The organism is Mangrovibacter plantisponsor, from assembly GCF_003182475.1.
Taxonomy (GTDB): Bacteria; Pseudomonadota; Gammaproteobacteria; order Enterobacterales; family Enterobacteriaceae; genus Mangrovibacter; species Mangrovibacter plantisponsor.
Genome location: NZ_QGTS01000007.1, coordinates 199,333 through 225,290 on the forward strand (window position 1 = coordinate 199,333; position 25,958 = coordinate 225,290).

Annotated in this window: 23 protein-coding genes; 4 read left to right on the plus strand and 19 right to left on the minus strand. The window is 50.5% G+C overall.

From position 1 onward, the window contains the following. Positions 1–145: 145 nt before the first annotated feature. The 12 genes from DES37_RS13135 to DES37_RS13190 form a co-directional block, all read right to left on the minus strand. A complete protein-coding gene (locus DES37_RS13135) occupies positions 146–1,795 on the minus strand; it encodes a sigma 54-interacting transcriptional regulator (protein ID WP_235234506.1) in 1,650 nt (549 codons plus the stop codon). Between the two features lie 176 nt (positions 1,796–1,971). Next, the gene (locus tag DES37_RS13140) at positions 1,972–2,601 is read right to left on the minus strand and encodes a Fe-only nitrogenase accessory AnfO family protein (protein WP_110026101.1); all 630 of its coding nucleotides are present in this window, start codon (positions 2,599–2,601) and stop codon (positions 1,972–1,974) included. A 17-nt stretch (positions 2,602–2,618) separates the two neighbouring features. Next, positions 2,619–3,122 carry a pyridoxamine 5'-phosphate oxidase family protein gene (locus DES37_RS13145; RefSeq protein ID WP_245930068.1) on the minus strand — a complete coding sequence of 168 codons (504 nt, stop codon included), beginning with the start codon at positions 3,120–3,122 and terminating at the stop codon, positions 2,619–2,621. Next, positions 3,119–3,553 (minus strand): hypothetical protein, encoded by a 435-nt coding sequence (locus DES37_RS13150; protein ID WP_036109866.1) that lies wholly within the window; start codon positions 3,551–3,553, stop codon positions 3,119–3,121. The genes DES37_RS13145 and DES37_RS13150 overlap by 4 nt, the downstream gene beginning before the upstream one ends. 76 nt (positions 3,554–3,629) lie before the next feature. Next, a complete protein-coding gene (gene anfK / locus DES37_RS13155; RefSeq protein WP_036109868.1) occupies positions 3,630–5,018 on the minus strand; it encodes a Fe-only nitrogenase subunit beta in 1,389 nt (462 codons plus the stop codon). Positions 5,019–5,031: 13 nt separating this feature from the next. Beyond that, complete coding sequence (gene anfG, locus DES37_RS13160; protein WP_110026103.1) at positions 5,032–5,376, minus strand: Fe-only nitrogenase subunit delta; 345 nt, start codon at positions 5,374–5,376, stop codon at positions 5,032–5,034. Beyond that, complete coding sequence (gene anfD / locus DES37_RS13165; protein ID WP_036109876.1) at positions 5,373–6,944, minus strand: nitrogenase iron-iron protein, alpha chain; 1,572 nt, start codon at positions 6,942–6,944, stop codon at positions 5,373–5,375. The genes anfG and anfD overlap by 4 nt, the downstream gene beginning before the upstream one ends. A gap of 129 nt (positions 6,945–7,073) precedes the next feature. After that, positions 7,074–7,901, minus strand: coding sequence for a nitrogenase iron protein (gene nifH, locus DES37_RS13170; RefSeq protein WP_036109879.1), 828 nt, complete (start codon positions 7,899–7,901; stop codon positions 7,074–7,076). A gap of 332 nt (positions 7,902–8,233) precedes the next feature. Beyond that, positions 8,234–8,749, minus strand: coding sequence for a NifB/NifX family molybdenum-iron cluster-binding protein (locus tag DES37_RS13175; RefSeq protein WP_170123771.1), 516 nt, complete (start codon positions 8,747–8,749; stop codon positions 8,234–8,236). Between the two features lie 126 nt (positions 8,750–8,875). Further along, positions 8,876–9,157 (minus strand): DUF134 domain-containing protein, encoded by a 282-nt coding sequence (locus DES37_RS13180; RefSeq protein ID WP_036109882.1) that lies wholly within the window; start codon positions 9,155–9,157, stop codon positions 8,876–8,878. Positions 9,158–9,230: 73 nt separating this feature from the next. Continuing rightward, entirely contained in the window at positions 9,231–10,616 is a 1,386-nt protein-coding gene (locus tag DES37_RS13185; protein ID WP_036109885.1) for a sigma-54-dependent transcriptional regulator, read from the minus strand. Further along, a complete protein-coding gene (locus DES37_RS13190) occupies positions 10,606–12,351 on the minus strand; it encodes an ATP-binding protein (RefSeq protein ID WP_110026106.1) in 1,746 nt (581 codons plus the stop codon). Before DES37_RS13190 ends, DES37_RS13185 begins: the two co-directional genes overlap by 11 nt. Before the next feature lie 249 nt (positions 12,352–12,600). Here DES37_RS13190 and DES37_RS13195 point away from each other — a divergent pair, with 249 nt between their 5' ends. Further along, a complete protein-coding gene (locus DES37_RS13195) occupies positions 12,601–13,044 on the plus strand; it encodes a hypothetical protein (protein WP_036109888.1) in 444 nt (147 codons plus the stop codon). A 9-nt stretch (positions 13,045–13,053) separates the two neighbouring features. Here DES37_RS13195 and DES37_RS13200 read toward each other — a convergent pair whose 3' ends face one another. Then, complete coding sequence (locus DES37_RS13200) at positions 13,054–14,247, minus strand: sulfurtransferase (protein ID WP_146211512.1); 1,194 nt, start codon at positions 14,245–14,247, stop codon at positions 13,054–13,056. Positions 14,248–14,262: 15 nt separating this feature from the next. Further along, a complete protein-coding gene (locus tag DES37_RS13205; RefSeq protein WP_110026110.1) occupies positions 14,263–15,213 on the minus strand; it encodes a LysR family transcriptional regulator in 951 nt (316 codons plus the stop codon). A gap of 100 nt (positions 15,214–15,313) precedes the next feature. Between DES37_RS13205 and DES37_RS13210 the strand changes: the two genes are divergently transcribed. Further along, positions 15,314–16,381: an SDR family oxidoreductase gene (locus DES37_RS13210; RefSeq protein ID WP_110026111.1), complete on the plus strand. Its 1,068-nt coding sequence runs from the start codon at positions 15,314–15,316 to the stop codon at positions 16,379–16,381. A gap of 60 nt (positions 16,382–16,441) precedes the next feature. Here DES37_RS13210 and DES37_RS13215 read toward each other — a convergent pair whose 3' ends face one another. Further along, complete coding sequence (locus DES37_RS13215; protein WP_245930070.1) at positions 16,442–16,744, minus strand: hypothetical protein; 303 nt, start codon at positions 16,742–16,744, stop codon at positions 16,442–16,444. Between the two features lie 148 nt (positions 16,745–16,892). Here DES37_RS13215 and DES37_RS13220 point away from each other — a divergent pair, with 148 nt between their 5' ends. Further along, entirely contained in the window at positions 16,893–18,548 is a 1,656-nt protein-coding gene (locus DES37_RS13220) for a sensor domain-containing diguanylate cyclase (protein ID WP_110026113.1), read from the plus strand. Between the two features lie 23 nt (positions 18,549–18,571). Here DES37_RS13220 and ybiX read toward each other — a convergent pair whose 3' ends face one another. From ybiX to DES37_RS13250, 4 genes are all read right to left on the minus strand, one after another. Further along, positions 18,572–19,249: a PKHD-type hydroxylase YbiX gene (gene ybiX / locus DES37_RS13225; RefSeq protein WP_110026115.1), complete on the minus strand. Its 678-nt coding sequence runs from the start codon at positions 19,247–19,249 to the stop codon at positions 18,572–18,574. A gap of 47 nt (positions 19,250–19,296) precedes the next feature. Next, positions 19,297–21,582 carry a catecholate siderophore receptor Fiu gene (locus tag DES37_RS13230; protein WP_110026117.1) on the minus strand — a complete coding sequence of 762 codons (2,286 nt, stop codon included), beginning with the start codon at positions 21,580–21,582 and terminating at the stop codon, positions 19,297–19,299. A gap of 600 nt (positions 21,583–22,182) precedes the next feature. Beyond that, complete coding sequence (locus tag DES37_RS13240; protein WP_245930072.1) at positions 22,183–22,761, minus strand: sugar O-acetyltransferase; 579 nt, start codon at positions 22,759–22,761, stop codon at positions 22,183–22,185. Between the two features lie 193 nt (positions 22,762–22,954). After that, complete coding sequence (locus tag DES37_RS13250; RefSeq protein ID WP_110026119.1) at positions 22,955–24,427, minus strand: MFS transporter; 1,473 nt, start codon at positions 24,425–24,427, stop codon at positions 22,955–22,957. A gap of 295 nt (positions 24,428–24,722) precedes the next feature. Between DES37_RS13250 and DES37_RS13255 the strand changes: the two genes are divergently transcribed. After that, positions 24,723–25,952 carry an MFS transporter gene (locus DES37_RS13255; RefSeq protein ID WP_110026120.1) on the plus strand — a complete coding sequence of 410 codons (1,230 nt, stop codon included), beginning with the start codon at positions 24,723–24,725 and terminating at the stop codon, positions 25,950–25,952. Positions 25,953–25,958: the final 6 nt, after the last annotated feature.

Sequence of the window (25,958 nt, forward strand, 5' to 3'; positions counted from 1 at the left end):
GCATTTGATATTGAAGATTAATAAATAACTTACAGCACAGCAATCTACCATAATCCTGTTCACCAACTCCACCAATGGATGTTCGGGGAATACCCCCACGGCAGTTACGTGTTGCCATTAACACCAATGGCAACGTTAATAAAACCTACCGCAACCCCACTTCACGGTAATCTTTATAGTTAAGCTGGTAGCGTGACAGCCGTAACCCCAGCGCCCGCCGGGTCATCCCGAGGAAATCCGCAGCGCGGGATACATTCCCCTGGTATTTCGTCAGTGCTTCCACAATCAAATCGTACTCCACCCGCGCAAGCCGGGCTTCCAGCCCTTCATTTTGAATCACAATAGTGTTCATTGGTTGCAGATTGATAGGTAGATGATAACTGTGGATCATGCCTTCATCTGCCAGCAGCACCGCGCGCTCCATCACGTTTTCCAGCTCACGCACATTGCCGGGCCACTGATAGTTGAGTAACAAATTCAGTGCCGGAGTGGCAATGGTAGGCACATCCACGCCCTGCTCGCCGGCAAAGTGGTTAGTAAAATAATCGGCCAGGATCAGAATATCGCTGCCACGTTCACGCAATGGTGGAATATCAATAGGGAAAACATTAAGCCGGTAAAACAAATCTTCACGAAAAGCGCCCTGAGCGACCATTTCGGATAAGTTACGGTGAGTGGCGGCCAGGATGCGTACATTTACTTTCAGGGTTTCATTACTGCCCACTCGCTCAAAACTGCGCTCCTGCAGAACGCGCAGTAATTTCGCCTGAGCAGAAGGAGATAACTCGCCGACTTCATCAAGAAAAATGGTGCCGCCATCTGCATCTTCAAAGCGCCCGGCACGCCGGGAAATGGCACCAGTAAAAGCCCCTTTTTCATGGCCGAACAACTCACTCTCGATCACGCTTTCTGGCAAAGATGCACAGTTAAACTTCACAAACGGCCCATTGGCACAATAGCTATTATGGTGGATGGCGCTGGCAATCCGCTCTTTCCCCACCCCACTTTCCCCCAGGATCAATACCGTAGTGCGCGCACGGCTGACTTTCTCCAGCAAACGGTAAACCGCCATCATTGGCCGGGAACGCCCAATGATATCGCCGGTATCAAACAGGTTACTCCCCGAATGGTGCAACGCAGGCTGAGTGCGCAAAATACGCTGATGCGCCCGTTCCAGCAGGTGCAGTTCAACAGCCTGGGCAATAATCGCGGCAATCACTCTCAGGACTTCCAGGTCCAGGTAACGTAATTGTTCATTGTTGTACACCCGTTCAATACCGAGCGTGCCCATCACTTTTACACCACGGATAATCGGTACACAGATAAACGATAACTGGCTGTCGCGCGCTTTATTCCAGCTCCCTGTTCGGTTCAGGAACATTGGGTCATCAGCAATATTGGGCACAATAATCGGCTGGCGGGTTTCAATTACCCGCCCGGTGATACCTTCGCCCGGGGCGTACACCCCTTTTTCCACTTCTTCGGCAGATAAGCCGTAACTTTCATGGATAAAGATTTGATCACAACTGGCGTCATACAGCGTGATCATCGCGCGGATCACCTGCAAATGTTTCTGTAACAGTTCCAGCACCAGTTTGAGCGTTTGCGACAAGCTGCCGCCACTACTGACTACTTTGCTGACTTCCGAGAGTAAAGGCATCAACTCAGAACGGCATTCACCTAAACGGCAACTGAATGATAATGGCGCAAGCCCGGGCGTCTCATTCTCGCTCAGGGTGAAGACCCGTTTATTTCCGTTAAGCATTTTCATTTCCCCCCGCAACACAATAGCCATAATTCTCCTTGCTTTGGCTGTTATTCGGCTTACAGAGGTCAGTGCAAAATAAACGCCAGGTTGTCACTGGCGTAAAAATATTTAACACGCTGATTTATAATGATTTATTTATTATTCGAATAGATGTAATTTAAAAAAATGTTCCAGTCCGAACATTTTTGCCTGCCAGGTGTACATTACGGTACATTTTGTGAACGGCTGGCTGCTTTGCTTACAACCACCCGCAAGGTTCCGTCACTTTGCGTGGTGACATCCCAGGGGTAAGCAAGCTTTTCCAGCGTGCGGGAAAACCAGCGAGGCAGGTGGTCACAGGTTATTTCCAGCCGGGTAAACTGCCCTTTAAACAGAAAAGGAATCAGGATACGCCGTGAAGCATGGCCCTCCGTTTCATAGAGAGCAGCTATCAAATCTGCCTGGAACTCCCCCTGTTTTTCACCTGGCTGAATAAAGGATTTCGGTAACGCGACAACTGTTGGCGCACATTGCATCACCTGGTTATTCAGCCGCTCAAGGAAGCCTTCCGGGCGCCCGGCGCATTGCCACATGGTAAACCCCATGCCATCCAGCCAGGCTTTCACAGCTCCGGTGATTTCACTGGCAACAATATGGCGGCAACCGGGTAATGCGCGTGCGGCAGCCATTACCTGGTGGCGCACATCTTCTGGCAGCATTTCCCGGTTCACCGATAACGGCACCTGCACTATCGCCTGCCAGCCAGTATTCCGGGGTGCAAACAACCCGAGTGTTGCCGCCTGCCAAATACCGCAGGTAACCCCTTGTTTGTCGAGAAATACGGCAATATTCACTCTGCCTCCCGTGTGGGTTAAAACCCATGCTGTTTACCTTTCATACTGGTGATATCAATTCGTATAACCTGTGTTGCTTTCAGGTTGGCTTCCGGGAAAGTGAATTTTTTATCTGTAAAGCGCCCCATCAGTTGGTGCAGCATGGTCAGTTTTTCGGCGTCGTCATCAACAAAACAGGCATTCCCCAGGCCAATAACCGTGCGGTGGCGAGCTTCAAAATCGCAGGCAATGTCATCTTCAATAACGCCTTCATATTGGGAAACAGCAAAACAGACCGCACTGTTTTCTTTGAGAATACGAATTTTGGTGCCACTACGGGCCGAATGAAAATAAAGCGCAGTACCATTCCAGACATAAAAAACCGGCACCATAAAAGGCACATTCTGCTGGCTGAGTGCGATGTACATCACTCGCCCGCCACGCAGCAGTGCGTCTATTTGTTGTGGGTCGGTAATTTCGCGTTCATCGCGGCGCATCTCGCCGTGGGGATGGCCTGCCATCGGGTTTGCCACACTGTTCATGCGTGCTGCCCTCCGGGTGGGTTAACCAGTTTGCGTTGTTCTTCACGAATTACCCCGTCAAGAGCGGCGCAGACGGCAACAATGCGCCGGGCATCGTCATCGCCAGGAACACCGTGGTAATAATCATCAATGGAACACAAACCAAACAGGTCATCCAGAGCCAGAATACGGCGCTTAAGCTCCTCGCCCAGGACGACTTTTTCTTCGGCACTCATTACCAGGCTGCGGTAGTTATGGTTGAAAGGCAAAATGCCGTGCAACCCGCACAGTGCAATGAGGTAGCACTCTACCGCAACAGCGGCGACATTAAATATCAGGCTGGCCGAACGCCCCTGCTCTGCCAGGCACCGGGCGCGGAAATGGTAACCCTGAGCGTGTTCATAGCTGCGCATAAAACGTTGCGCATCGCTTTCAAACAACAGTGATTTCATCGCGGGATCCTGTAGTGAGGGCAACCAGGGTAAGCCTGGTTGCCAGGTGGATTAACGCAGTTAATAGCCAGTGCGATTACCAGACATTAAGCAGCCACTCTTTGTTTTTCTTGTATTCCATATCGGTAAACAGCGCGTTAGCCATTTGTTCAGCCAGCCAGATGGCACCGGCATAGCCCACCACCGGGTGGCGCCACAGCCCGGCACGGTCGTAGGTTGGGAAGCCAACCCGCACCATGGGGATTTGGTTATCAATGGCGGTAAAGCGCCCTTTGGAATGACCGAGGATCAAATCCAGTTTTAATCCATCCTGGGTGATGCGTTTTTCCATTTCCCACAAGTCTGCGTTGGTGATGATCTCCATGTCATGCACCACATTCTGGCGCAGGGCATCGATACGCGGGTCTTTTTCATACCCTGCGTTGTCGTCACCTAACAGCAGCAATACTGGCTTCATTTCCAGATCCAGGCAGAATTCGGCCAGACCGATAACCAGATCCGGGCTGCCATAGATCGCTACTTTTTTGTCGGCAAGGAACATGTGCACCAGGTCGGTTAATGCATCCAGCGCCACACCACGTTCGCGCACCAGTGATTCAGGAATCGCTTTGCCGGTCAGGTTTTTGACATTCTGCAAAAATGTATCGGTGTTACGAATGCCAATGGGAGACGGGCCAATAATGGTGGGGATTTCGAATTTTTCCTCCAGGTAACGAGCCGCCTTGCCGCCTTCATAGCGGTTAAGGGCCAGCGTACCGCAGGCATTCGCCGTGCCAGTCAGGTCTTCGATAGTGGTGTTGCCATGAGACACGGTGTTGCCGTATGGCATCAAGGGAGAGTCAAAATCCTCAATTTCAAACAGTACCGTGGCATCGACTTCCATTTCAGCCAGCAGGTGTTTGAGTGCGGTGACATCGCCCGGGTTTGCCCAGCCGGTTATCAGGTTCAGCTTGCCATTGGGTTCGCTTTTGGTGGCAAAATATTTCACGAAATCGCGCACTGTTACGTCGTAGCCGCTAATCATGCTGCCCACAAAGCTTGGTGTATGAATCGGGATAAGGTGTACCTCACGCCCGGCATATTTTTCTTTCAACAAACCTTCGTTAAGTTTGCGCACCACGCCGTCAACATCATCGCCAATAACCTCGGTTGAGCATGTGGTAATGATCGGGATTACTTTGACATGGGGATAACGCATCAGCAGCACGTCAACCGCCTGTTCAACCCGGTCCAGCGCACCGAAAACCGCACCATCTTCATGTACTGAGGAAGAGGCAATTTCAAAGCTCTCTTTCAGGTGCTGGGAAATAAGCAGGCGCACAAACATGACACAGCCCTGGCCACCATGGACAATGCCAATGCAGTCTTTCACACCGATGCTGACATACTGCGCACCTGCCGGCTGGCAAGTAAAAATGGGATTGATCACCCCGGTTCTGTCTTTCGCTTTCAATTCACAGGACATTTCAACCCCTCCGTTAGTAACGCTGGTCAGTCAGTTCAGCGTTCAGCGAACCGGTGATAGTCAGATAATCCATGCGCTTGTGCAGTGCCGTCATAAGCTCAGCGATGGCGGTTTTAGTCATTTCACGCAGCCAGGCGAAACGTGACCGGTATGCATCGGCCAGTACCACGGCATCCACCCAATAGCAGCGGTCAGCGGGCGTTTCCAGCACGACGGGTTCGTCGCACAGCAACTGGCGTGTTTTTTCCAGAATGCCTGCATTCTGTTTTTCCCGGTCCCAACTGCGTGAATGGAACTGCCACAGGCAGTTTTTCATGATGTAGTCCACCAGAAGTTCAACTTGCTGTTGCTGGTTCATACCGCCTCCTGGCGCGGAGCCTGGTCGTTGGCGAAATCCGGAAGTTCCCGTTCGCGCAGTGGAGTAACACTGTCGAAATTACCGCTGTATTCACGGGTATCCGGTGCATTACGCACCGCTTCGTCCAGCGTGGCATCAGACAGCATTCTGGCTGTGGCAAAACCCTGATCAGTCGGGATTTCGTCTTTGCTGATATCGCGCATGGCCAGTTGGTGAATGGGTGAATAGATGGCGTTGTATATATCACGGGCAAAACGCACCCAGCCTTCAAAGCCTTTATAAGGGCCGTTGTGGTAGGCATGGGCATTCAGGTAAGGCACCCGGATTTTTTTCGCCACTTCACCCGGGCGTTTGCCGGTAAAAATCACATCCGGTTTCAGTTTGTACATGGCTTCCAGCGATTCGAGTTCGTTAGGGTCATCAATCGCCAGAGCGCCCACTTCACAACGGGCAATGCCTTTTTCCATATCGCCCTGGTGGCCGAATTTGGTGTAAACCGACACCACTTCAACCCCCATTTCTTCATGGATAACATGCGCCCAGTGCCACAGTTTGGAGCCGCCAGGCCACAGGCACACTTTTTTGCCTTTAAGGCGCTCTCTGTACCAGTCCAGTTCAGGTTTCCAGCGCGCCACTTCGGCATCAATAATGGCCTGAGCCCGGTCTTCAATACCAAAAAACAGGCCAATTTTGCGTAATGAATCCGACAGCGGGCCAAAGCCAAAACCATCGATATCCAGGCGTGGAATGCCGTAACGCACACGCAGTTCGTTACAGATATATTCAGCTGAGCGGGCACATTCCAGCACGTTCAAGTGTGCGCGGTGCATGGCACGCAGGTCGTCATAAGAACCATTACCGGTGAAGGTGGACAGCACCTGGATGCCCATGCGGTGAAAGTAATCCGTCATCACCTCCTGGTCGCCCTGAATGTTGTACTCGCCCACATAGTTGATAACGTAATCACTGGTGATTGTGGGCTCTACTGTGCCAACCTTTTGGTTGATCCAGGCAATATTAATTTTATGGTGCCCGCCAGACTGGCTCGGGCCGGCAAAACCCGGGGAGTTACAAACAAAGATGTCGACATCCGGCCGTTCATCCATCACTTCCTGAGCGATAGCGGCAATGTCATCACCAATCAGTGCAGAAGCACAGGTTTGGTAAATGGTCATGCGTTTAATATTGGGGTGGGCATCAAAAGCTTCATTGATATTGTTCTTCAGCACCTTTTCGGCACCAAACACAATATTCTTTTCTTTCATGTCGGTGGCAAAGGTATATTTCAGCTGAAAGTTATCGTTATCGCTGATATAACGCTTGGTTTGCCAGGTATCGTACGTACAACCAACTGGCCCGTGGCTGATGTGAATCACATCTTTCATGGGCGTGCCAATAACATGCTTCGCCCCACAGTAGGCGCAGCCGCGTTCGGAAATAGTACCTGGAATAGTATTCAGGTAACCCAGTGGCAGTGCCGAGGTCAGGTCTTCACCTTCCCCTTTTTGCACGGCATGTTGTTTACGCTCGGGTATGCATTTGCTGCAATCAAACTCATGGTACGGCATGGTTATTCCCCTGTATGAAATAGTGGAATCAGGCAAACGCGAGGCAAAAAAGGTCTGTTGCAGGGCACAGCAACCTCACAGGAAATTGCCCTGCAACACCAATAACAACGCGCTAAGGTAAAAAGATAATTAATCGCTCAAGCCATATTTCACGACCATTTGTTCTAACTGGTCCATGGAAAGTGGTTGGGGAATAACCAGGTCTTCGTTTTCGATAATTTTCCGGCCAAGTTCACGGTACTCTTGAGCCTGGTTTGCATTCGGGTCGAATTCGGTGACAGTTTTTTTATTAAATTCCGCTTTCTGGACAATATTGTCGCGGGGAACAAAATGAATCATTTTCGTGCCAATTGCGGCAGTAAACTCTTCAAGGAATTCTTTTTCACCATCCACATTACGGCTATTACAAATAATCCCACCCAGGCGAACACCACTTTGCTTGGCATATTTCACCAGGCCTTTGCAAATATTATTTGCTGCGTAAATCGCCATCATTTCTCCAGAAGCAACAATATAAACTTCTTGTGCTTTACCATCACGAATTGGCATGGCGAACCCACCACATACCACGTCGCCCAGAACATCAAAGAAGATAAAATCCAGGTCATCGGTATAGGCTTTGTTGTCTTCCATCAGGTCAATTGCCGTGATAACACCACGCCCGGCGCAGCCTACACCCGGTTCCGGGCCACCGGATTCAACGCAGCGAATATCAAAGACACCTTTCTTCACCACCATTTCATTAGTGATTTTTTCTGCCCCCTGGTCGCGCAGAACATCCATTAATGTTTCCTGCGGTTTACCACCCAGTATTAAACGGGTTGAGTCAGCTTTTGGGTCGCACCCATGAATAAATATTTTCTTTCCGTGGAAATACGCCAGTGCAGCAGCTGTATTTTGTGTGGTGGTGGATTTGCCAATCCCCCCTTTACCATAAATAGCCAGTTTGCGTGTCATCAGTATCGCCTCCAAATAAAATGTGTTCTGCAATTTATTTATTACAGAGCCAGATTGAAACAACGTTACCTGATGGATATAGCAATACAGAGGCCAGCTTCACGCACTAAATTTCAGCCTGATGATTTTATTGGGTTTTATTTTTTAACGTGACGTTAATCCCAGAAAATACCCGAATAAAAGCAAGAAACAGGGAAATAAAACGTGCAGGAAAGTACAGAATTAACCGGGAATAGTTCCAAAAGGTAACGCTGAGATTATTGGGTAAAAAAACCCCGTAAAACGGGGTTAAGCAAACCAATAGCAGATATTACAGGGCTCAGGCAATTCCCTTAATCATGATGATGGTGCCCGCCACAACAACCTTTGTGAGCAATACCCGTGATATTGATTGGCGTATGTGTGGTTTGCGCGGGTTTGCCATGGCAACAGGCATGGCCTTCGCCATGGTGGCCCTGTGCATGTTCACACTGGCCGTGGTGTTCCCCATGGTGCAGTGATGGCCGGCCTTGTTCAGCGGTTGTCAGTTGCACCATTTCTGCGTTATCCGTTGCCAACAGAGCCAGTGTTGCCGGGATATCGCGCGTGGCGGCCTGCAATACGCGCATGCCTGCATCCAGTAATTTTCCCAGCATATGCTGGCCTATATTACGGACAACAATGCAGGTCACCTGTTTATCCTGCAATGTGCTGAACAATGCGCGTTTTGCTTCACAAGTGCACTCTGCAAAGGCCGGATTGGTAAATTCACCCAGCTTTTCGCCCTGGTCTGTGTAAAGCGCAAATGAGTCTGCTTTGGTGAAGTGGGGAGATAACTGCCCTTTCAGGCGGGGAATAGCAATTGTCATGGTGGAGTCCTCAGTAAGCGCGCAGGCCTGGCCATACGCCATTAATAGCATATGCCATATATAGCACCATTAATAGCATATGCCAATTACTGAAAGCTCGGTTAAACGGAGAACGCTGCCACTGAGTCAGTCGCGCTCTGCAAGATCCAGCGCCTTGCCATTTACCAGGCAGTCTGCCACTTTGGCGCGCGCACGTTTCACCAGGTTTGCCAAAGTTTGCCGTGACACCTGCATTACTGCTGCGGCTTCCAGTTGCTGCATGCCGTTAAGGTCAACCAGGCGCATTGCTTCAAATTCATCGGCACCCATTGCCACCCGTTCCAGGTTGTTCATCGGGATACCGTTAGGCTTAAAGCAACTGTTTGCCGGGCGCCCGCAGATATTACGGGGTATTTTCGGTCGGGCCATGGTTCTCTCGCAGAAACAGGTTAGTAATGGCCTGGTACTATACCGGGCCAGAGTGAGCAGATAAACAGCATGCTTATGCTGATGAAGAGCCCGGCCCGCTTTCCCCTGCACTACGGGAAATTTTCTGGTGCAGGGTTTTGCGGGTAATCCCCAACCGACGAGCCGCCTCACTTTTATTGCCTCCGGTCACTTCCAGCATACGGGCTATCGCCGCCTGCTCTATCTCTTCAAGGGACATGTCATCAAATACCAGCGGCGAAGATTCCTGGCCATCACCCGGATTGAGTGTGGGTGGCAGTACCTGCAAACCTACATAGTCGCCTATTGCCAGTACCACTGCCCGCTCTACTGCATTTTCCAGTTCACGAATATTGCCCGGCCAGCGGTATTTCAGCATGCGGTCCATCGCCTGCGGAGTAAATCCTTTGAGTTGCTTGCCGTTACGTTTGGCAAACCGGGTAAGAAAGGCATCGGCTAATAACGGGATATCTTCCACGCGCTCGCACAGTGGCGGTAGGGTAATCGACACCACATTCAGGCGGTACCACAAGTCCTGGCGAAACTCCCCGGCAGCCACCCGCTCTTGTAAATCACGGTTGGTTGCCGCTAATAACCGCACATCAATCTTCTGCGGCTGGTCTTCGCCAAGGCGCTGTACTTCACGCTCCTGAATCACCCGCAGTAATTTGACCTGCATCGGCAATGGCATTTCGCCAATTTCATCCAGAAATAACGTGCCTTTGTTGGCCGCGGCAAAACGGCCCGGACGCGCTTTTTCTGCCCCGGTAAAAGCACCTTTCGCGTGACCGAACAGCTCAGATTCCAGCAGGCTTTCACTCAGTGCGCCGCAGTTAATGGCGATAAACGGCCCGTTACGCCGGGGGCTGTTGTCATGAATCAGCCGGGCAATGCGTTCTTTACCGGTTCCTGATTCGCCGCCAATCAGCACGGTAGCTTCACTGGGGGCCACGGCCTGTACCAGGTTCATTACCTGGCGCATGGCATCACTGCGCGCCACCATGCCTTCCTGTAACTGAAGCTGGGTTGCCAGCTCATTGCGCAGTTGCTGATTTTCGCTACTGAGCGCCACATGGTCCAGTGCCCGCTCAATGGTCATTTTCAGTTCATCAAAATCGAGCGGTTTGGTGAGGTAGTCCCAGGCACCGGCTTTCATTGCTGAAACGGCTGTTTCGGTATTAGCCCAGGCGGTCATGATCAGCACGATAATTGCCGGGTTCCAGGCTTTGATTTGCGTTAAAGCTTCAATGCCATTGAGACCGGCCATACGGATATCCATCAGTACCAGGTCGAATGGGGTTTCATGGCACAGACGAATAGCGGTGGCGCCATCTTCCGCGCCCTGAACCTGGTAGCCCCACTCACTGAGTAAGGTAATCAACATGATGCGGTGCCCCGGGTCGTCATCCACCACCAGCAATGTTTCAGGGTTATTTTTCATGGTGTTCGCTCCGGTAAATCGGTAACCAAAGGGTGAAAACACTGCCTGTGCCAGGCTCGCTTTCTACAGTGATTTCACCCCGGTGTTTTTCAATAATTTGGTGAACAATGGCAAGCCCCAGCCCGGTTCCACTGGGTTTGGTGGTAAAGTACGGTGTGAAAATTTCGCTTAAATGCTGTTTGTCGATACCGCTACCGTTATCCGCGACCGAAACGGCCAGTTTGGTGCCAGCACTGGCCACCCGTACCGCCACAGAAATGGTGCCACCTTCTGGTGTCGCCTGGATGGCGTTGATAACCAGGTTCAACAGGCACTGAGCCAGGCGGTCAGCGTTATGTTCCACTGCCGGTAATGGCCCACAAGGTAAAAAGACCAGGGAGAGGTGTTTATTAGTGGCATCGCTTTGCACCAGGCGAAGTGCCCGCTCAATAACGGGAGTGATGTCGCCCGCTTGCAGCGAAAATTCACCTGGCCTTGCAAAATCCAGCAACTCCGAAACTACGCGGTTCAGCCTGTCCACCTCTTCGGATAAAGTGCGTGCAGCCAGGTGCTCGGGGGCATCAGGGGAAAATTTACCGCCCAGATAGGTTGCCAGGCCTTTAATCGAGCTGAGTGGGTTGCGAATTTCATGGGCTACACCGGCCGCCATTTCGCCCAGTGCGCTCAGGCGGGCCTGGCGTTCAACCTGCGCCTGCAGTTGCTTCATTTCTGTCATGTCGCGCAACACAAATACCGTGCCGGTAATTTGCCCGCTACCGCCACGCACTGGCGAAGCACTGATACTGACCGGGATTTTATTCCCCCCGGCGCTGTTGAGCTGATATTCCCGCTCCAGTAAGCGCCCACTATCTGCCATGGCGGTGCGTATTGCGGCCCAGTCCAGCCCTTCCACCTGTGCCAGCGGGTGTTTCTCCCAGGGCGCGGGTAAGTGCAATAAGTCAATAGCCTGGCGATTAGCGGAAATAATACGCTGCCGGGTATCGCAGGTGAGCAAAGCCAAAGGCAGGCTGGCAATTACTTCATCGGCCATCGCCCTGGTGTCGCGCAGGAGTAGCTGCGAACGCCGGTAATTATGGGCCCAGAACAGGGAGATAAACCCCGCCATACCGAGCAAAATCACCAGTACAGCCAGCAGGTAATTGTTACGCCGGGTTTGTGCAAAGGTGGTTTCAAAACTGGCCGGGTCGATACCCACGGCAACCCATTGTGGCAAGGCGTTGTCTGCCCCATCACCGTAGCCGCGCATCATGCGCATCATCCCGTTGCCGCCGCCCATCATGCCGCGCCCGCGCAAGGGGTTAAACCGCTGCCAGACCTGGAAAACCTGCCTGCCATCACTCAGTTTTATATGCCTGCGCCAGCTATCAGGCTGTTGAGGCAAGGGGCGTTGGTCTGCTGGCAATTGCTGCCCTACCAGGCTGGCATCGCTGTGCGCCAGGATATTGCCGTTATCATCGGTCATCATCAGAAAGATTACGCCAGGCTGGTGAGCCGTTTGTTCAACCAGGGTTTGCAGGCGGTTGTCCTGGCTGCCACTCATGTTCATTCGCGCCCCGGTTTCCAGCGCCCAGACAATGGCATCTGCCCGGTTATTGAGGTTTTGTTGCAGGTACACCCGCTCCTGTTGCGTACTGCGCAGGGATAACCCCAGCACGGCAAGCCCGAGCACAAGTGATAACCCCACCATCAGCCAGGGAGACAGGCCAAAAAAGCTGCGTCTGGAATCACTCCACATTGTTATCCCCCTGGCGGTGACGTAGTGAGTATTAACCCGGTCGAAGCAGTGTAACTTTTTTACCCACTCTTTTTATGATCTGGGTAAATAATTCACACGCAAATATCAGAATTTATTTTTTATTCAATAAAAACATAAAGTTAAATATTGGCACGAGGTATGCAATATGACAATCAGAACCGAAACAAAACAGATATTGCCAGGTTGCATATTGAGCACCCAGGCCTGTTGACTACCAGGAGATAAATTATGAAACGTACAACATTACGCAAACTGCAGGCGGCGATGGTCATTGCCACACTGGTTGGCGGTTTTTCACTGGCCAATGCGGCAACAGAAACGCCTCAGACCGGTAATGCCGTAATTACCGATGCTCAGGCACAACAACATTTCCAGACCATGAATACCCTGCGCCAGAAAGTTTTTGATACCCAGCAGGCACTGGATAACGAGTACAACCAGGCGAAACCTGACCAGGCAAAAATTGCCTCGCTCACCCAACAACTTGGTCAGTTAAATGCCCAGTGGTATGCCAGCCGCAGTGCATGGCATACGCAAATGATGAATGCGGGTTACGCCCGTGGCCCACGTGCCGGGAATGATGGCGACAGGGGTTACGGAATGGGTTATGGCATGGGGTATGGCATGCGTAATGGCGGTGGTTGCGGGGGTTATGGTATGCGTGGCTGGTAAACACCAGGTTTATATGCTGTGCGTGGTTTGGCGGCTCCATTCATACCAGCCGCCATCATACAGCGCGATATCCTGCCAGCCCATGGCCCTGGCATAAAATAATGCGGCACTGGCCCGCCAACCGGTACCGCAATAAAACACCACTTTTTGGCGCGGGAAAATACCTTCGCCAGCCCACAAAGCAGCCAGCGCATCTGCCCGTATCATAGTGCCATCGGGGTTAAGGAAATCCTGTACGGAGCCATTATGTTCACCGGCATGCCCCCAGTGCGCGCCCGGGATATCCCCTGCGGCTTCAATATATGTATAACCGCTGGTTTTCCCCCGGTGTTCCGCCAGACTGCGTACACTGACAAGGGTGACAGCCGACTGGCTCCGCCATGCACTCACCTGGCTTTGGTCAACAAACAGCGCAGTATCTGGCGTAAAGGCTGGCATAGTCTGAAGTGGCGCTGGCTTGTTCCCGGTGCCAGTTTCTACAGGCAGCCCGGCCTGTTGCCAGCTATGCCAGCCACCATCAAGCAGGCGTACATCTTTTACTCCGGCATACAGCAAAATCACTGCAACTCTTGCCGCCGCACAATCACTCCGGCTGTAGAGAATAACGGTGGTGTCGGGCTCAATACCTTGCTGGCGTAGCATTTCCATGAGTTGTGCATCAGGTAATTTATTCCACAGTGGGCCACCTTCCACTTCACGGGTATCAAGAAAAGATGCCCCCGGGATATGGCCTTTGGCATACTCACTGGCCGTATCAAAGCCCGCTTCCAGCAACACCCAGTTAGCCTGAGGAGCTGCAAATAATTCCGGCGATCCATGCTGTAATGCCACCAGCCAATGGGGGTAAACCAGGCTGGGAAATTTCGCCAGGGTGTGTAACCGTTCAGGAACCTTGAATGCATCATTCAGGTAATACAGGTTGTTGATGCCACACTGTTTCAGGCGCAATGCCACTTGCTCATTGCCCGGTTGAATTCCACAGAGTGCGACAGGCGTGTCGGGCCTGATATTCTGGCTACCCAGCCAGTAGCAAAGCTGGTTATTGCCCATTACTGCAAGCCAGCTGGCATTGAGGTTAACCGCACCCGGCTCATGGCCTTGTGTTCCCCCGGCTTCCTGTGGCCAGCCGTTATAGAAGGCGCTCTGGCGGGTATCAATCATCACTCCGCTATGGGCGCTGACAGAGGTAAATGGGCAATACACGGTTATCCCCTTTTTTCACTCTTTACCAGATTCACGTTGACCCGCTATTTCAGCCAGTACCGATGCACCGATATCAAGATTATTCAGTGCCGCCAACAATGCATCCACTTTAGGGAGCAGTTGTTTACGCCGCGGCCAGACCAGGTTTAGCGCCAGGCCGTCTGGCTGAATACCGGGTAATATTACACATAGCTCACCGGATTTAAGTTGCTGGCGTATCAACCAGGTAGGCATCTGGCCTATTCCCAGGCCAGCACACACCGCCTGAACCTGTGCGTCGACATCCCCCAGAGCCATACGGCAAGGTGCCTCACACCAGTCTGCATGGCCGTCTTCCGTGGTCAGTAACCAGGGTTTGGCGCTGCCATCCACACGCTCATATAAAATCGCTTTATGTTGCAGCAGCTCAGCCCGGTTAGTGGGTTGACCGTATTGCGCCAGATAACCGGGAGATGCACAAAATACCATTTTTTCCCGCCCCAGCAGGCGGCTTCCTACAGAAGCAGGTAAATCAGCCGCGTGACCGATACGCACCGCCACATCGATACCTTCTTCAAATAAATCTACAAAACGGTCTGAGAACGCCATGCTGATTTCCAGTTCAGGGTGGTGCTGGCAAAAAGGCAACAGAACAGGCATCACTCCCAGCCGCCCATAGGTTGTTGGTGCAGCAAGGCGCAACCGCCCGGCGGGGATGGTGCGCTGTGCAGCCAGCACCGCTTCGGCTTCCAGTAACTCTTCCATGATACGTGTGCAGGTCTGGTAATAGGCCTGCCCGGCATCGGTCAGTGCCAGGCTGCGTGTCGTTCGCTCCAGTAGTTGTGAACCCAGGCGGCGTTCCAGGCGGGAGACACTCTTACTGATTGCAGACCCTGTTACGTGCAGGCGCTCTGCCGCTTTGGCAAAACTGCCGCACTCTACGCTGGCAACAAAGGGAACAATATCTTTCAGGCGCTGATCATGCATGTAATTCATTCCTTAATTTCACGAATAACATGAATTAATACCAGAGATAAGAAATTAATTCTCCATTAGTCTGAACAGAGAACAATAGAGGAGAGTTTCCATGGCAAAAACCGCATTGATTGTTGGCGTGAGTGGCGTAATTGGCAGCGCCCTTGCCCAAAAACTGGTACAGGATGGCTGGCAGGTGTACGGGCTGTCCCGTGGGCGCAGTACTATTCCGGCAGGGTGCACCAGCCTGACAGCAGACCTGACCAATGCCAGTTCAGTGAAAGAAGCCCTGGCTGAAACCATACCAGATGCCGTTTTTTTCAGTGTCTGGGCGCGCCAGGCAACTGAGAAGGAAAATATCCGGGTAAACGGAGCAATGGTGAGTAATGTCATCAGTGCTCTTGGTGAGCGCCTGAGGGGAAAACATGTTGCACTGGTCACCGGGTTAAAACATTATCTGGGCCCGTTTGAAGCCTATGGTAAAGGCGAGGTGCCGGTCACTCCGTTTCGTGAAGAACAGGGCCGCCAGCCAGTGGAAAACTTTTATTATGCTCAGGAAGATGCCGTATTTGACGGTGCGAAAACCTTTGGCTACCGCTGGAGTGTTCACCGCCCGCATACCATTATTGGTTTTGCACTCGGCAATGCGATGAATATGGGCCAGACACTGGCGGTCTACGCCACATTGTGTAAAGAGAAAGGCTGGCCGTTTATTTTTCCGGGTTCAAAAGCACAGTGGAATGGTATATCCGATATGACAGATGCCAGCTTGCTGGCAGAACAACTGGAATGGGCGGCACAAAGCCCGGCCGCAGCTAATGAGGATTTCAATGCCGTTAATGGTGATGTTTTCCGCTGGAGTTGGATGTGGCCACGTATTGCCAGTTATTTTGATATTGAAGCTGCTCCGTACCCTGCACAGATGATGCCCCTTGAAGGGCGCATGCAGGAAGCGGCTGCGGCATGGCAGGAGCTGGCCCAACGCCATCACTTAGCTGAACATGATATTTCCCGCCTGGCATCCTGGTGGCACACAGATGCCGACCTTGGCCGCCCGATGGAGGTATTCACCGATATGAGCAAAAGCCGCAAAGCTGGTTTCACAGGTTACCGCTGTACTCTGGATTCTTTTGTTCAGCTGTTTGATACCCTGAAGCAACACAATATCATTCCGCGATAGCAGGAAACCGGCACCTGGCTGCATGCACCAGGTGCCGGTTAGGTTATATGTGCCGCCAGGTTAACTCTGGTGGTGGCTTTCCCGCCAGTCTTTAATCATGTCCTGTGTCACTTCTTTCTTGTAGCAAATAGGGGAATAACCACCAGGTTTACTCCATGCGCTACGCCTGCCGCACGAGCTTCCGTTGCGTGCGCTGTTGTACGGGCACGCACAGACACCCGGGTAATCAGCAATAGATTCATCAATAATTGCCTGCTTTACCTGGTCATCAGAAACGCGACTTTTCGCTGTAGCTGGCAGGCAAACAAAGCCCAGTGCCAGCAATGTGGCAACAGCAGATACCCTTGCAAAAGTGATCATCATTCCGGCCTTTTTAAGAATATTCTTAAAATAATTACATATCTGCACCTGGAAGCAACTGAAATCACTTTTTAGCCACAGTGCTACAGATTTGCTTTACGGTGCCGATAAGTTATTTCACTTAGGGAAACTTGAGCCTGGTGGGTGGAAGATGAGTACTGATATTCACGATGAGTTGTTTGCACAATCAGCCATGCCAATGGCGCTTCTGGATTTACGTGGTGTTTTCGTGCAGGTTAACCCCGCTTTCAGTGCTGTTCTTGAACGTGAAACACACCAATTAATAGGCCACTCCTTTCGTGAGTTCACTGATGTGCATGACCTGTCGCTCCATGCATTATCATTTAACCGCCTGCTTACGGGCGAAAAGAAAAGTGTCACTTATGAGCACCATTTTGTACGCAATGATGGTGAATCTTTAGTTGCTCAGGTAGATATTGGCGTGCTGACCAAACAGGGGCAACTGGTTAATTTTTATGTTTATGCCCGGGATATTTCGTCCTTCAAGAAAAAAGAAGAAAAGCTGTATGCACGCAACCAGTTTCTTGAAGCCAACCTGCAACAGCAGGAAGATTATTTCAGTATTTTCATTAACAACAGTAAAGATGCATTTATTGAGTTCAACGAATCTGAACGTGTAACCCGCATTAATACTGCGGCTAAAACGTTATTTTCTTTGGATGACTCGGTTATTAATAAGACATTGTGTGAAAAGATTTTCCTGCAAAAGCATACCAGCCCGGCAGGTTGTGCATTTCATGATGTTTTTTATACCGATGCCGGAGAAGCGCTGAGCACCCGCAAGCGGCTGTATGGGCGAAATCATAATGGGCGCACCTTCCCGGTTGAGCTGGCTATCAGCTCCTACCGGCTGGATGAGCAAGTCTTTTACTCCGTCTTTGTGCATGATATTAGTGAAAAAATAGACACACTGAAAAAGCTGATTGAAAGCAAACTGCGGCTGAATGAAATCACTGACAATATTCCGGTATTGATTGCTCACGTAGATAAACATATCAATTTTACTTTTCTCAACAAGATGTATGAAAAGTACTTCCCCTGCAAAATTGAGCAATTGCTGAACACATCAGTATTTAATTTATATGACCGCAAGTTCTTTGCCCCACAAGACTTTAAGATTAAGAAAATTTACGAAAAAATGACCTATTCATTTGAGAAAGAAATGAATATTAATGGCAAAACAGTTGTTTTTAATAACACGGTGGTTCCTGCCAGAAAGCTCAATGATGGTTTTTATTTGCTCTCCACCGATATTACGGAATTTAAAAAACTACAGGATATCTACAAATACGATGCTAACCACGACCGCCTGACCGGGCTGCCCAACCGGCGTGCAGTTGATCACTACCTGGAGAACTACCGAAATCCGTCATTCAAAAAGTTTTCTGGCATCAGCATTCTGTTTTTTGATCTCAATGATTTTAAACAAATTAATGATAACTACGGCCATGATGTGGGCGACAAAACATTGATAGCCTTTGCACGGATTGTGAATGGATTATTGCGCCGCGAGGATTTCTTTGCGCGCCTGGCTGGCGATGAATTTTTGCTGATTACTGAAGGTTTTAAAGATGCTCAGCAGGAAACAGACAGCCTGGTTGAGAAAATCCGCCAGGCTCTGGATGCCCCGATTGTCATCAATGATACCCCAATAACTTTACGCGCCAGCATTGGCGTCGCTGTGGAAAAACAGATAAAACAAATTGATATTGATAAATTAATCATCGAAGCCGATAAAAACATGTACCTGGATAAAAAACAGCACAAGGCTGGCCCCCTGGTTTAGTAGGGCCTTGCCGGCATTCGTACTTAAACCTCGGTCCAGGTGCGTAATAAGTTGTGGTACATGTTGAGTAATGACAGAAGCTCCTCGCTGTCGCCATGGCGGGCCTTCAGGCACTGAATAGTATTATCCAGCTCATATAACATGGCGCGTTGCTTTTCATCGCGCACCATTGACTGGATCCAGAGAAATGACGCCACCCTGGCACCCGATGTCACCGGGGTCACGCTGTGCAGGCTGCTTGAAGGGTACAGCACCAGATGGCCTGCGGGGAGTTTTACCCGGTGCTCACCATAGGTATCTTTAATGACCAGTTCTCCACCTTCGTAGCTCTCTGGTGCGCATAAAAACAAAGTGGCAGATAAATCTGTACGCATCCAGCCAGCACTACCATTTTGCCTGACTGCGCCATCCACATGAAAACCATAGGTTTCCCCCTGTTGATAGCGGTTGAATAATGGCGAAGACATAGCGCGGGGTAATGCAGCGGAGAAGAATTGCGGGTTGCGGTTAAGGGCCTGCCTGACAGCATTTTGCAACGCATCATACAACGCAGTTTGGGTATTAATTTGCTGGTTATGCTTAACCTGTGCCCCCTGGTTGCCTACCGTTACTCGTCCATCCACCCATTCAGCCTGGGCAAGCTGTGCACTGAAGGTGGTCAGTTCGTCTGACGTCAGGACATCAGGAATGTGGTACATCATGATGGTGTTCTCTTCTGTATGTGGGGCCGGAGCCCCACACAAGTCAGTTAAAAATGCACGTTGGCAGTCAGCAGGAATGTACGGGGTTCACCCGGGTGATAGCGATAGCCGCTCTTATTAATAGAAGCGACATAATCTTTATCGAACAGGTTATATACGTTCAGTTGCAAGTCGAGGTTGCGGTTTACCCGGTAACCCAGTTTGGCATCTGCCACCCAATAACCTTCAGTGTGGTCCGGTGTACCCACCGCGCCATCACTCCCCCGGCGCAGGCTGCCCACATAGCGCACACCTGCTCCAACAGAAACCGCGTCCGTTGCCTGGTACTGGCTCCACAGGGTGAACGCATGTTTGGGTGTATAGGCCAGGGCAGATGAACCATCCTGTGCCACGGTATCCCCTTCTTTCACAGAGGCATGCTGCTGGGTATAGCCCATGCTAACCTGCCAGTCAGGCGTAATATTGCCAATCGCAGACAGTTCATAGCCTTCTACCCGTTTCTTACCGTACTGGGAATAAGTGCCGTCATCATTGCTGGCAACTTCATTCTCGATATCGGTACGGAACAGAGCTGCGTTCAGCAACAGGTGCTTATCAAGTATTTCCCACTTGGTACCAATTTCACTGGATTTGGCTTTCTGGGGTTTAAAATCTGTACGGTTCGCGCTGTTACCACTGCCACCAGCAGCCAGGGCGAAGGTGCTGCCACCCGGTGGTTGCTGAGAAATAGCATAGTTAGCATACAGGTTGCCCTGCGAAGTCAGGCGATACAGTGCCCCTGCTTTCCAGTTAACCAGATTGCCAGATTTCGCGGTATCAACCGTGGTGACAGGCGTTCCTGTTGGCGCACCTGCCGGGCAGGCAACAGCCCGGCGCCCCGTGCCCCCACATGCTGTGGCACTGTCGTAATCCGTGTGGTAGTTATCAAGGCGGATCCCACCATTAACCTGGAAGCTGTCGGTCAGTTCCAGTGTGTCAAACGCGTAAATTCCAAACGTGTCTGTCTGCCCATTGGCATTTGCACCATTACGTGACAGGCCACCCACAGAAATACTGCTGATGGGGTGATAAATATTGACGGCTGGCGGGGTGATAGCATCCACGCCGTAGTTGGTCTGTTTCTCTCGGGTAAATTCAACCCCGGCACTGACATCATGCCCCACAAAACCGGTGTGGAATTTCGAGGTCAGGTTGGTCTGGTTTGTAAGAATACTGTTGCTGACATCTTTGGTATTAGCCAGACGCGACCATTCCCAGGTGTCGACATTGTTGCTGTCTGGCTGGGTAATATTACTCGCGCCACCCATCACTGCAGTCAGCAGGTATTTCTGCTTCACACGCGACCAGCGGGTGGTATTACGCAGCGTGGTGTTGTCAGTTAAATCATGCTCGAAACGCAGCGTGAAGCTGTCGGTTGTGGACTTATCAAAGTCAGAATCAGTACCGTAGTAATTTTTAGTGTTCACTTTCCCGGAACTATTCAGGGCGCTGGTAGCCGAAGAAGGCGCTGAGTAACCAGGCAGACCAATAGTTGGGATACCGCCATCCGGTGTATTGTTCTGGTGAACGTGCAGGTAATTAATATACAGGCGTGTTGGTGTATCCAGGCCAAATGCCAGTGATGGTGCAACGCCGTAACGCTCATTTTCGACATTATGCCGGCCAGCATCGTGGGTTTTCTCACCCATCAGGTTCAGGCGAAAGGCGCTGTTTTCCCCAAATGCCTGGTTGTAATCCAGCGTGCCACGGCGCATCCAGGCGCTGCCAATGCTGACGGACGCATCTAACCCTGAATCCAAACGGGGTTGTTTGCTGATCATATTGATGGAGCCCGAAGGTGCGCTGCGGCCATAATCAGTACCTGCCGGGCCTTTAATCACCTCTACCTGTTGGGTATTGAAGGTATCACGGGTAACACTGCCAATATCGCGAATACCATCAACATAAATGCTGTCAGAGGTATCCACTCCGCGCATATACACCGCATCACCTGTAGAAGAGCTACCGTTTTCCCCCGCGTAAAATGCTCCCACACCCGGCACATTTTTTAGTGCATCAGTCAGGTTTGTGACGCCCTGGTCCTTAATCATTTGATCCGGAATTACTGTTACTGTGCGGGTTGTATCTACCAGTGGTTGGGTAAATTTAGGGTCTGCAGATACACCGGGTAAATAAAGTGAAGGTGCCTGAGCCTGAATGACCAGAGTCTCTTCTTTTTTCTGTGCCGTGTTATCAGCGGCATGAGCGACAGATGTTGACGCACCAAGGCATAACCCGGTGAACAACGTAAGTGAATTAAAGCTGCCAAACGGCTGGTTGCGATTTTTATCCATGTGAAATAAAGGTTTTTTATTGTTATGCAGGTATCACCGGGCTCCCCGACAGCATGCTGGCAGGCTCTCATTCCATACTACATAGCCCGAACATCAAATGATAAAGATAATAATTATCATTTTGATTATCATGCTTACACATTTTCTCCATTTTGTGAATACATTTCATTACATAAATTCACATAATCAACAATTTTGAGTAAAACATGGAGAAAATATGCAGTCTGGTTGAATGAAATGTGTTGTAAAAAAGCAATACCGTAATCGTTCCCTGGATTACCTGGAGCTGTTGCTAAGGGGGAACGCCTGCCAGCAAAGGTAAGATCTGAGTGTGAAGCAGTTGGCAGTATCAAAGCGGAAGAAATGATGAATGTCGATGATGTAGCAGAAGCCATAAAAATGATGGCGGAGCTGCCCATCAGCACCAATGTACTGGAAATGACCATTATGGCCAACCAGATGCCTTATGTTGGGCGTGGCTGATTGGTAACACAGCACCAGGGCAACGCGGAGTTGTTCGTTGCTCTGGTGCATTCAGCTACCAATAATTGAACTACCGGCAGCCAGATAACCAGCAATTAAACTATCAATACCTGAAATTTAATCGGCCTTACGAATTACCCGTGCTGGATTGCCGACTGCCAGCATACCTGCCGGAATATCTTTAGTTACCACACTCCCGGCCCCAATTACGGCGCCATCACCAATGGTGACACCCGGTAATATAGTGACATTCCCGGCTATCCACACATGGTTGCCAATGGTAACAGGCAAAGTTGTACCGATATGCTCGTCTCGTTTGCCTGCATCCATAGGGTGCAATGCGGTATACAGCGACACATTCGGGCCAATGAATACGTGGTCACCAATAGTTACGAACCCCGGGTCCAGCAACGTGAAATTAAAATTGATAAACACGTGATTACCGAGTGTTGTGGTACAGCCATAATCCACACGTAACGGTTTCTCAATATGAACATCATCGCCAACTTTGGCGAAAATTTCCCGAATCAACGTGTTCTTTTGGGAAACCTCTCTGGCTCCACACTGGTTAAACTGGTCCACCCGGTCACGGGTGCAATAACGAATTTCCACCAGCTCAGCATCGTTAATCCAGTATTCCCGGCCTTCCACCATGGCCTCAAATGCAGCACCCATTGTCATCTCCCTCATTGCCATCTGTTCCACCTGACGGGCAACGCCAGGCTACGTTAGCCTTACAACGCACATGTGCGATACCTTTCCACAGTTTATTGCGCGCCGGGAGTGATTTAACAAGAGGGGCAACATAGCAGGAAACCGGTTTAGCGGTTTCCTGTATGTTTTCAGTGTGTTTATCCATGATTCAGTCAGATGAACCGGTGGTTTTTTGTTATTCAGGTTTCGCGGTACCGGGTTTCTCGGTATTGTCTGGTACGCCACCACTGGTTTTTGCCGCATCATCGTTTTTTGCTGCGCCATCGCCCTGTGCGGTTTCATCCTGATTCCCCGGTTCACCCGGCTCTGCTTCTTCTCCGGTGGCCGGTGAAGCGCCCGTTTGCTCTTCCTGCTCTTCCTGCTCTTCAGAGAGTTCAGCTTCTTCGTCTGTATTGACCATCGCAGCCTGGATATCTTCTTCTTCCAGAACCGGGTTAAGCGCAGCGCCAATTGGCGAAGTAGCCAGGCTGTCTGGCATCACCACATGGGGTAAAGGCACTTCGGTAGTCGGAACAGGGTGTAGTTTTGCCGGGCGGTTGAGCAGCGCGATAACCACTGCACAAACAGCAAAAAAGATATACAGCATATTGCTGCCAAGCGGTTGCATCACCGCACCAACTATTAGCGGCCCAATACTGGCACCAATCCCAAAGGCCATTAACAGGCAGGCTGTGAGTGAAACCCGCCGCTCCGGCATCACCTGGTCATTCGCCAGAGCAACCTGGAGTGGATACAGGGAAAACTGCATCATGCTGACGGCAAAGGCCACACCCAATAAAAACTGATAAGGCAGGGATAACAGCACACCCGGGACTAACGCAAAAATGGCATACAGCAACGCAATAATAAACAGCAGGCGCTGGCGGTCAAAACGGTCTGAGAGCCAGCTTAAAGGAAACTGGGAAACCAGACCGGCAAAAATCGTCAGGCTCATAAACATCCCCGTTTGCTCTGTGGTGAAACCTTTCTCACTGGCAAATACCGGTGCCAGGCCGTAAAACGCACCAATCGCCATGCCACTGACCAGCGTTGTCGCCAGTAATTTGGGAATAGTGCGGACAAAATACCCCAACTCCATGGGAGCCGGTGACATCGCTTTCGCATTGGTTCGGGTTGTCAGAGCAATGGGCACCAGACAAAGTGCAAAACACAATGCCACTATCAGTAACGTACTGATACCAAAGCCAGTTTGTGTTGCAAGAATCACCTGACCGCCACTCAGCCCCAGGTAAGTTGCCACCATATACAAACCAAAAATAACACCACGCTGAGAAGATTCAGCCTGATCGTTAAGCCAGCTTTCCAGCACCATGTACTGGCACATCATGCACAGGCCGATTATCAGGCGCAGGAAGATCCACAAAGGAATGAAATTAGTTAACCCATGGCCTATCACCGAGGCTGTGATTATCCCCGCGCAGGCCACGTAAGCACGGATATGCCCCACTCTGGCAATCAGGTTGTGCCCAACTTTTCCCCCCACAACCAAACCCACATAGTTTGCGGCAATAATGGCGCCAATCAGTGTGCCACTGACCTGCTCATGGGCGAGGCGTAACGAAACATAAGTGGTCAATAACCCGGAACCCAACAGCATGAGTAAGGTCGTAACATACAAGGGTAAAAACGCATTAAGAACTTTTCTCATCAGGCTCCCTGTCACTACGTCGTTGGACAATAAGCAAATATATAAAGATAGTCTCTCTATACAGATGCTGTTATCTCTACTGTAACGTTATCTTTTATTCACACCAAACCAGTTTCAAAACCCGCCATAGAGAATAAAGTCACGTCCTTCTTGATCCATCCTGCCTCGCAGCCTGCACTATTTTCACGAACGGGATAAATTTCCAGATATGTGATCCATGCAAAATAAACCTTTTTTGTAATCGATTACTTTTTACTTTTACAGTTTTGTAATCGATTACTTTAGTGAGGCTATTATGGTGTCTGCAACAAAACTTCCAGGTAACGCACTCATCACTCAGCGAATGCTGGTTCCCAGGCTGTCACTGATGATGTTCTTACAATTTTTTATTTGGGGAAGCTGGTCTGTCACTCTGGGGCTGGTAATGACCCAATACAACATGTCATTGCTGATTGGGGATGCATTTTCTGCTGGCCCAATTGCCTCCATCCTCTCGCCCTTTGTATTAGGGATGCTGGTGGATCGTTTCTTTGCTTCGCAGAAAGTATTGGCTGTTATGCACCTGGCGGGTGCGGCGATTCTGTGGTTCGTCCCTCAGGCACTTATCAGTGAAAATGGGTCATTACTGATTGGGTTACTGTTTGGTTATACTCTGTGCTACATGCCAACACTGGCACTGACCAACAACATTGCGTTTCATAGTTTGGCGAGCAGTGAAAAGAGCTTTCCCGTTGTACGTGTATTTGGCACCATCGGCTGGATTGTTGCCGGCATATTCATTGGTTTTGCCGGTATTGCATCAACCGTTTCCATCTTTTCACTCGCCGCACTGTGCTCCGTTATCCTCGCCATTTATAGCCTGACTTTGCCGAACACCCCTGCTCCGGCAAAAGGCCAGCCATTCAAAGTACGCGATTTATTCTGTGCTGATGCTTTTGCATTATTGAAAGTTCCTCATTTCTTTATTTTTTCACTCTGCGCCACGCTTATCTCTATTCCGCTGGGCACTTATTACGCTTACACCGCTTCATGGCTGTCTGATGCCGGTGTAGAAAATATCAGTACTATCATGTCGTTTGGTCAGATGTCTGAAATTTTCTTCATGCTGATTATCCCTCTGCTGTTCCGTCGTCTTGGCGTGAAATACATGCTTTTGATTGGGATGTTCGCCTGGTTCGTGCGTTACGGCCTGTTTGCTATGGGGATGAGTGAAGAAGGCCGGGCACTCATCTGGCTGGGTATTTTGCTGCACGGCGTTTGTTACGACTTCTTCTTTGTGGTCGGCTTTATTTACACAGACCGGGTTGCAGGCGAAAAAGTCAAAGGACAGGCACAAAGCATGATTGTGATGTTCACCTACGGCATTGGTATGTTGCTGGGTTCTCAAATATCCGGGGCTTTGTATAACCATTTGGTTGCAGGCCAGGTTTCAGCACAAAGCTGGGCAATGTTCTGGTGGATCCCCGCCATCGCAGCAGCAGTTATCGCACTGATTTTCCTTTTCTCTTTTAAATATCGTGATTGATACGTA

Bases quoted from the DNA above. Each gene is read 5' to 3' on its own strand.
- DES37_RS13145 (WP_245930068.1), bottom strand. From the start codon at position 3,122: ATGAACAGTGTGGCAAACCCGATGGCAGGCCATCCCCACGGCGAGATG.
- DES37_RS13215 (WP_245930070.1), bottom strand. From the start codon at position 16,744: ATGATGATCACTTTTGCAAGGGTATCTGCTGTTGCCACATTGCTGGCA.
- DES37_RS13250 (WP_110026119.1), bottom strand. From the start codon at position 24,427: ATGAGAAAAGTTCTTAATGCGTTTTTACCCTTGTATGTTACGACCTTA.
- DES37_RS13210 (WP_110026111.1), top strand. From the start codon at position 15,314: ATGGCAAAAACCGCATTGATTGTTGGCGTGAGTGGCGTAATTGGCAGC.
- ybiX (WP_110026115.1), bottom strand. From the start codon at position 19,249: ATGATGTACCACATTCCTGATGTCCTGACGTCAGACGAACTGACCACC.
- DES37_RS13150 (WP_036109866.1), bottom strand. From the start codon at position 3,553: ATGAAATCACTGTTGTTTGAAAGCGATGCGCAACGTTTTATGCGCAGC.
- DES37_RS13180 (WP_036109882.1), bottom strand. From the start codon at position 9,157: ATGGCCCGACCGAAAATACCCCGTAATATCTGCGGGCGCCCGGCAAAC.
- DES37_RS13240 (WP_245930072.1), bottom strand. From the start codon at position 22,761: ATGGCAATGAGGGAGATGACAATGGGTGCTGCATTTGAGGCCATGGTG.
- DES37_RS13190 (WP_110026106.1), bottom strand. From the start codon at position 12,351: ATGTGGAGTGATTCCAGACGCAGCTTTTTTGGCCTGTCTCCCTGGCTG.
- DES37_RS13255 (WP_110026120.1), top strand. From the start codon at position 24,723: ATGGTGTCTGCAACAAAACTTCCAGGTAACGCACTCATCACTCAGCGA.
- anfG (WP_110026103.1), bottom strand. From the start codon at position 5,376: ATGAACCAGCAACAGCAAGTTGAACTTCTGGTGGACTACATCATGAAA.
- DES37_RS13135 (WP_235234506.1), bottom strand. From the start codon at position 1,795: ATGGCTATTGTGTTGCGGGGGGAAATGAAAATGCTTAACGGAAATAAA.
- anfD (WP_036109876.1), bottom strand. From the start codon at position 6,944: ATGCCGTACCATGAGTTTGATTGCAGCAAATGCATACCCGAGCGTAAA.
- DES37_RS13230 (WP_110026117.1), bottom strand. From the start codon at position 21,582: ATGGATAAAAATCGCAACCAGCCGTTTGGCAGCTTTAATTCACTTACG.
- anfK (WP_036109868.1), bottom strand. From the start codon at position 5,018: ATGTCCTGTGAATTGAAAGCGAAAGACAGAACCGGGGTGATCAATCCC.
- DES37_RS13195 (WP_036109888.1), top strand. From the start codon at position 12,601: ATGAAACGTACAACATTACGCAAACTGCAGGCGGCGATGGTCATTGCC.
- nifH (WP_036109879.1), bottom strand. From the start codon at position 7,901: ATGACACGCAAACTGGCTATTTATGGTAAAGGGGGGATTGGCAAATCC.
- DES37_RS13185 (WP_036109885.1), bottom strand. From the start codon at position 10,616: ATGAAAAATAACCCTGAAACATTGCTGGTGGTGGATGACGACCCGGGG.
- DES37_RS13220 (WP_110026113.1), top strand. From the start codon at position 16,893: ATGAGTACTGATATTCACGATGAGTTGTTTGCACAATCAGCCATGCCA.
- DES37_RS13175 (WP_170123771.1), bottom strand. From the start codon at position 8,749: ATGACAATTGCTATTCCCCGCCTGAAAGGGCAGTTATCTCCCCACTTC.
- DES37_RS13205 (WP_110026110.1), bottom strand. From the start codon at position 15,213: ATGCATGATCAGCGCCTGAAAGATATTGTTCCCTTTGTTGCCAGCGTA.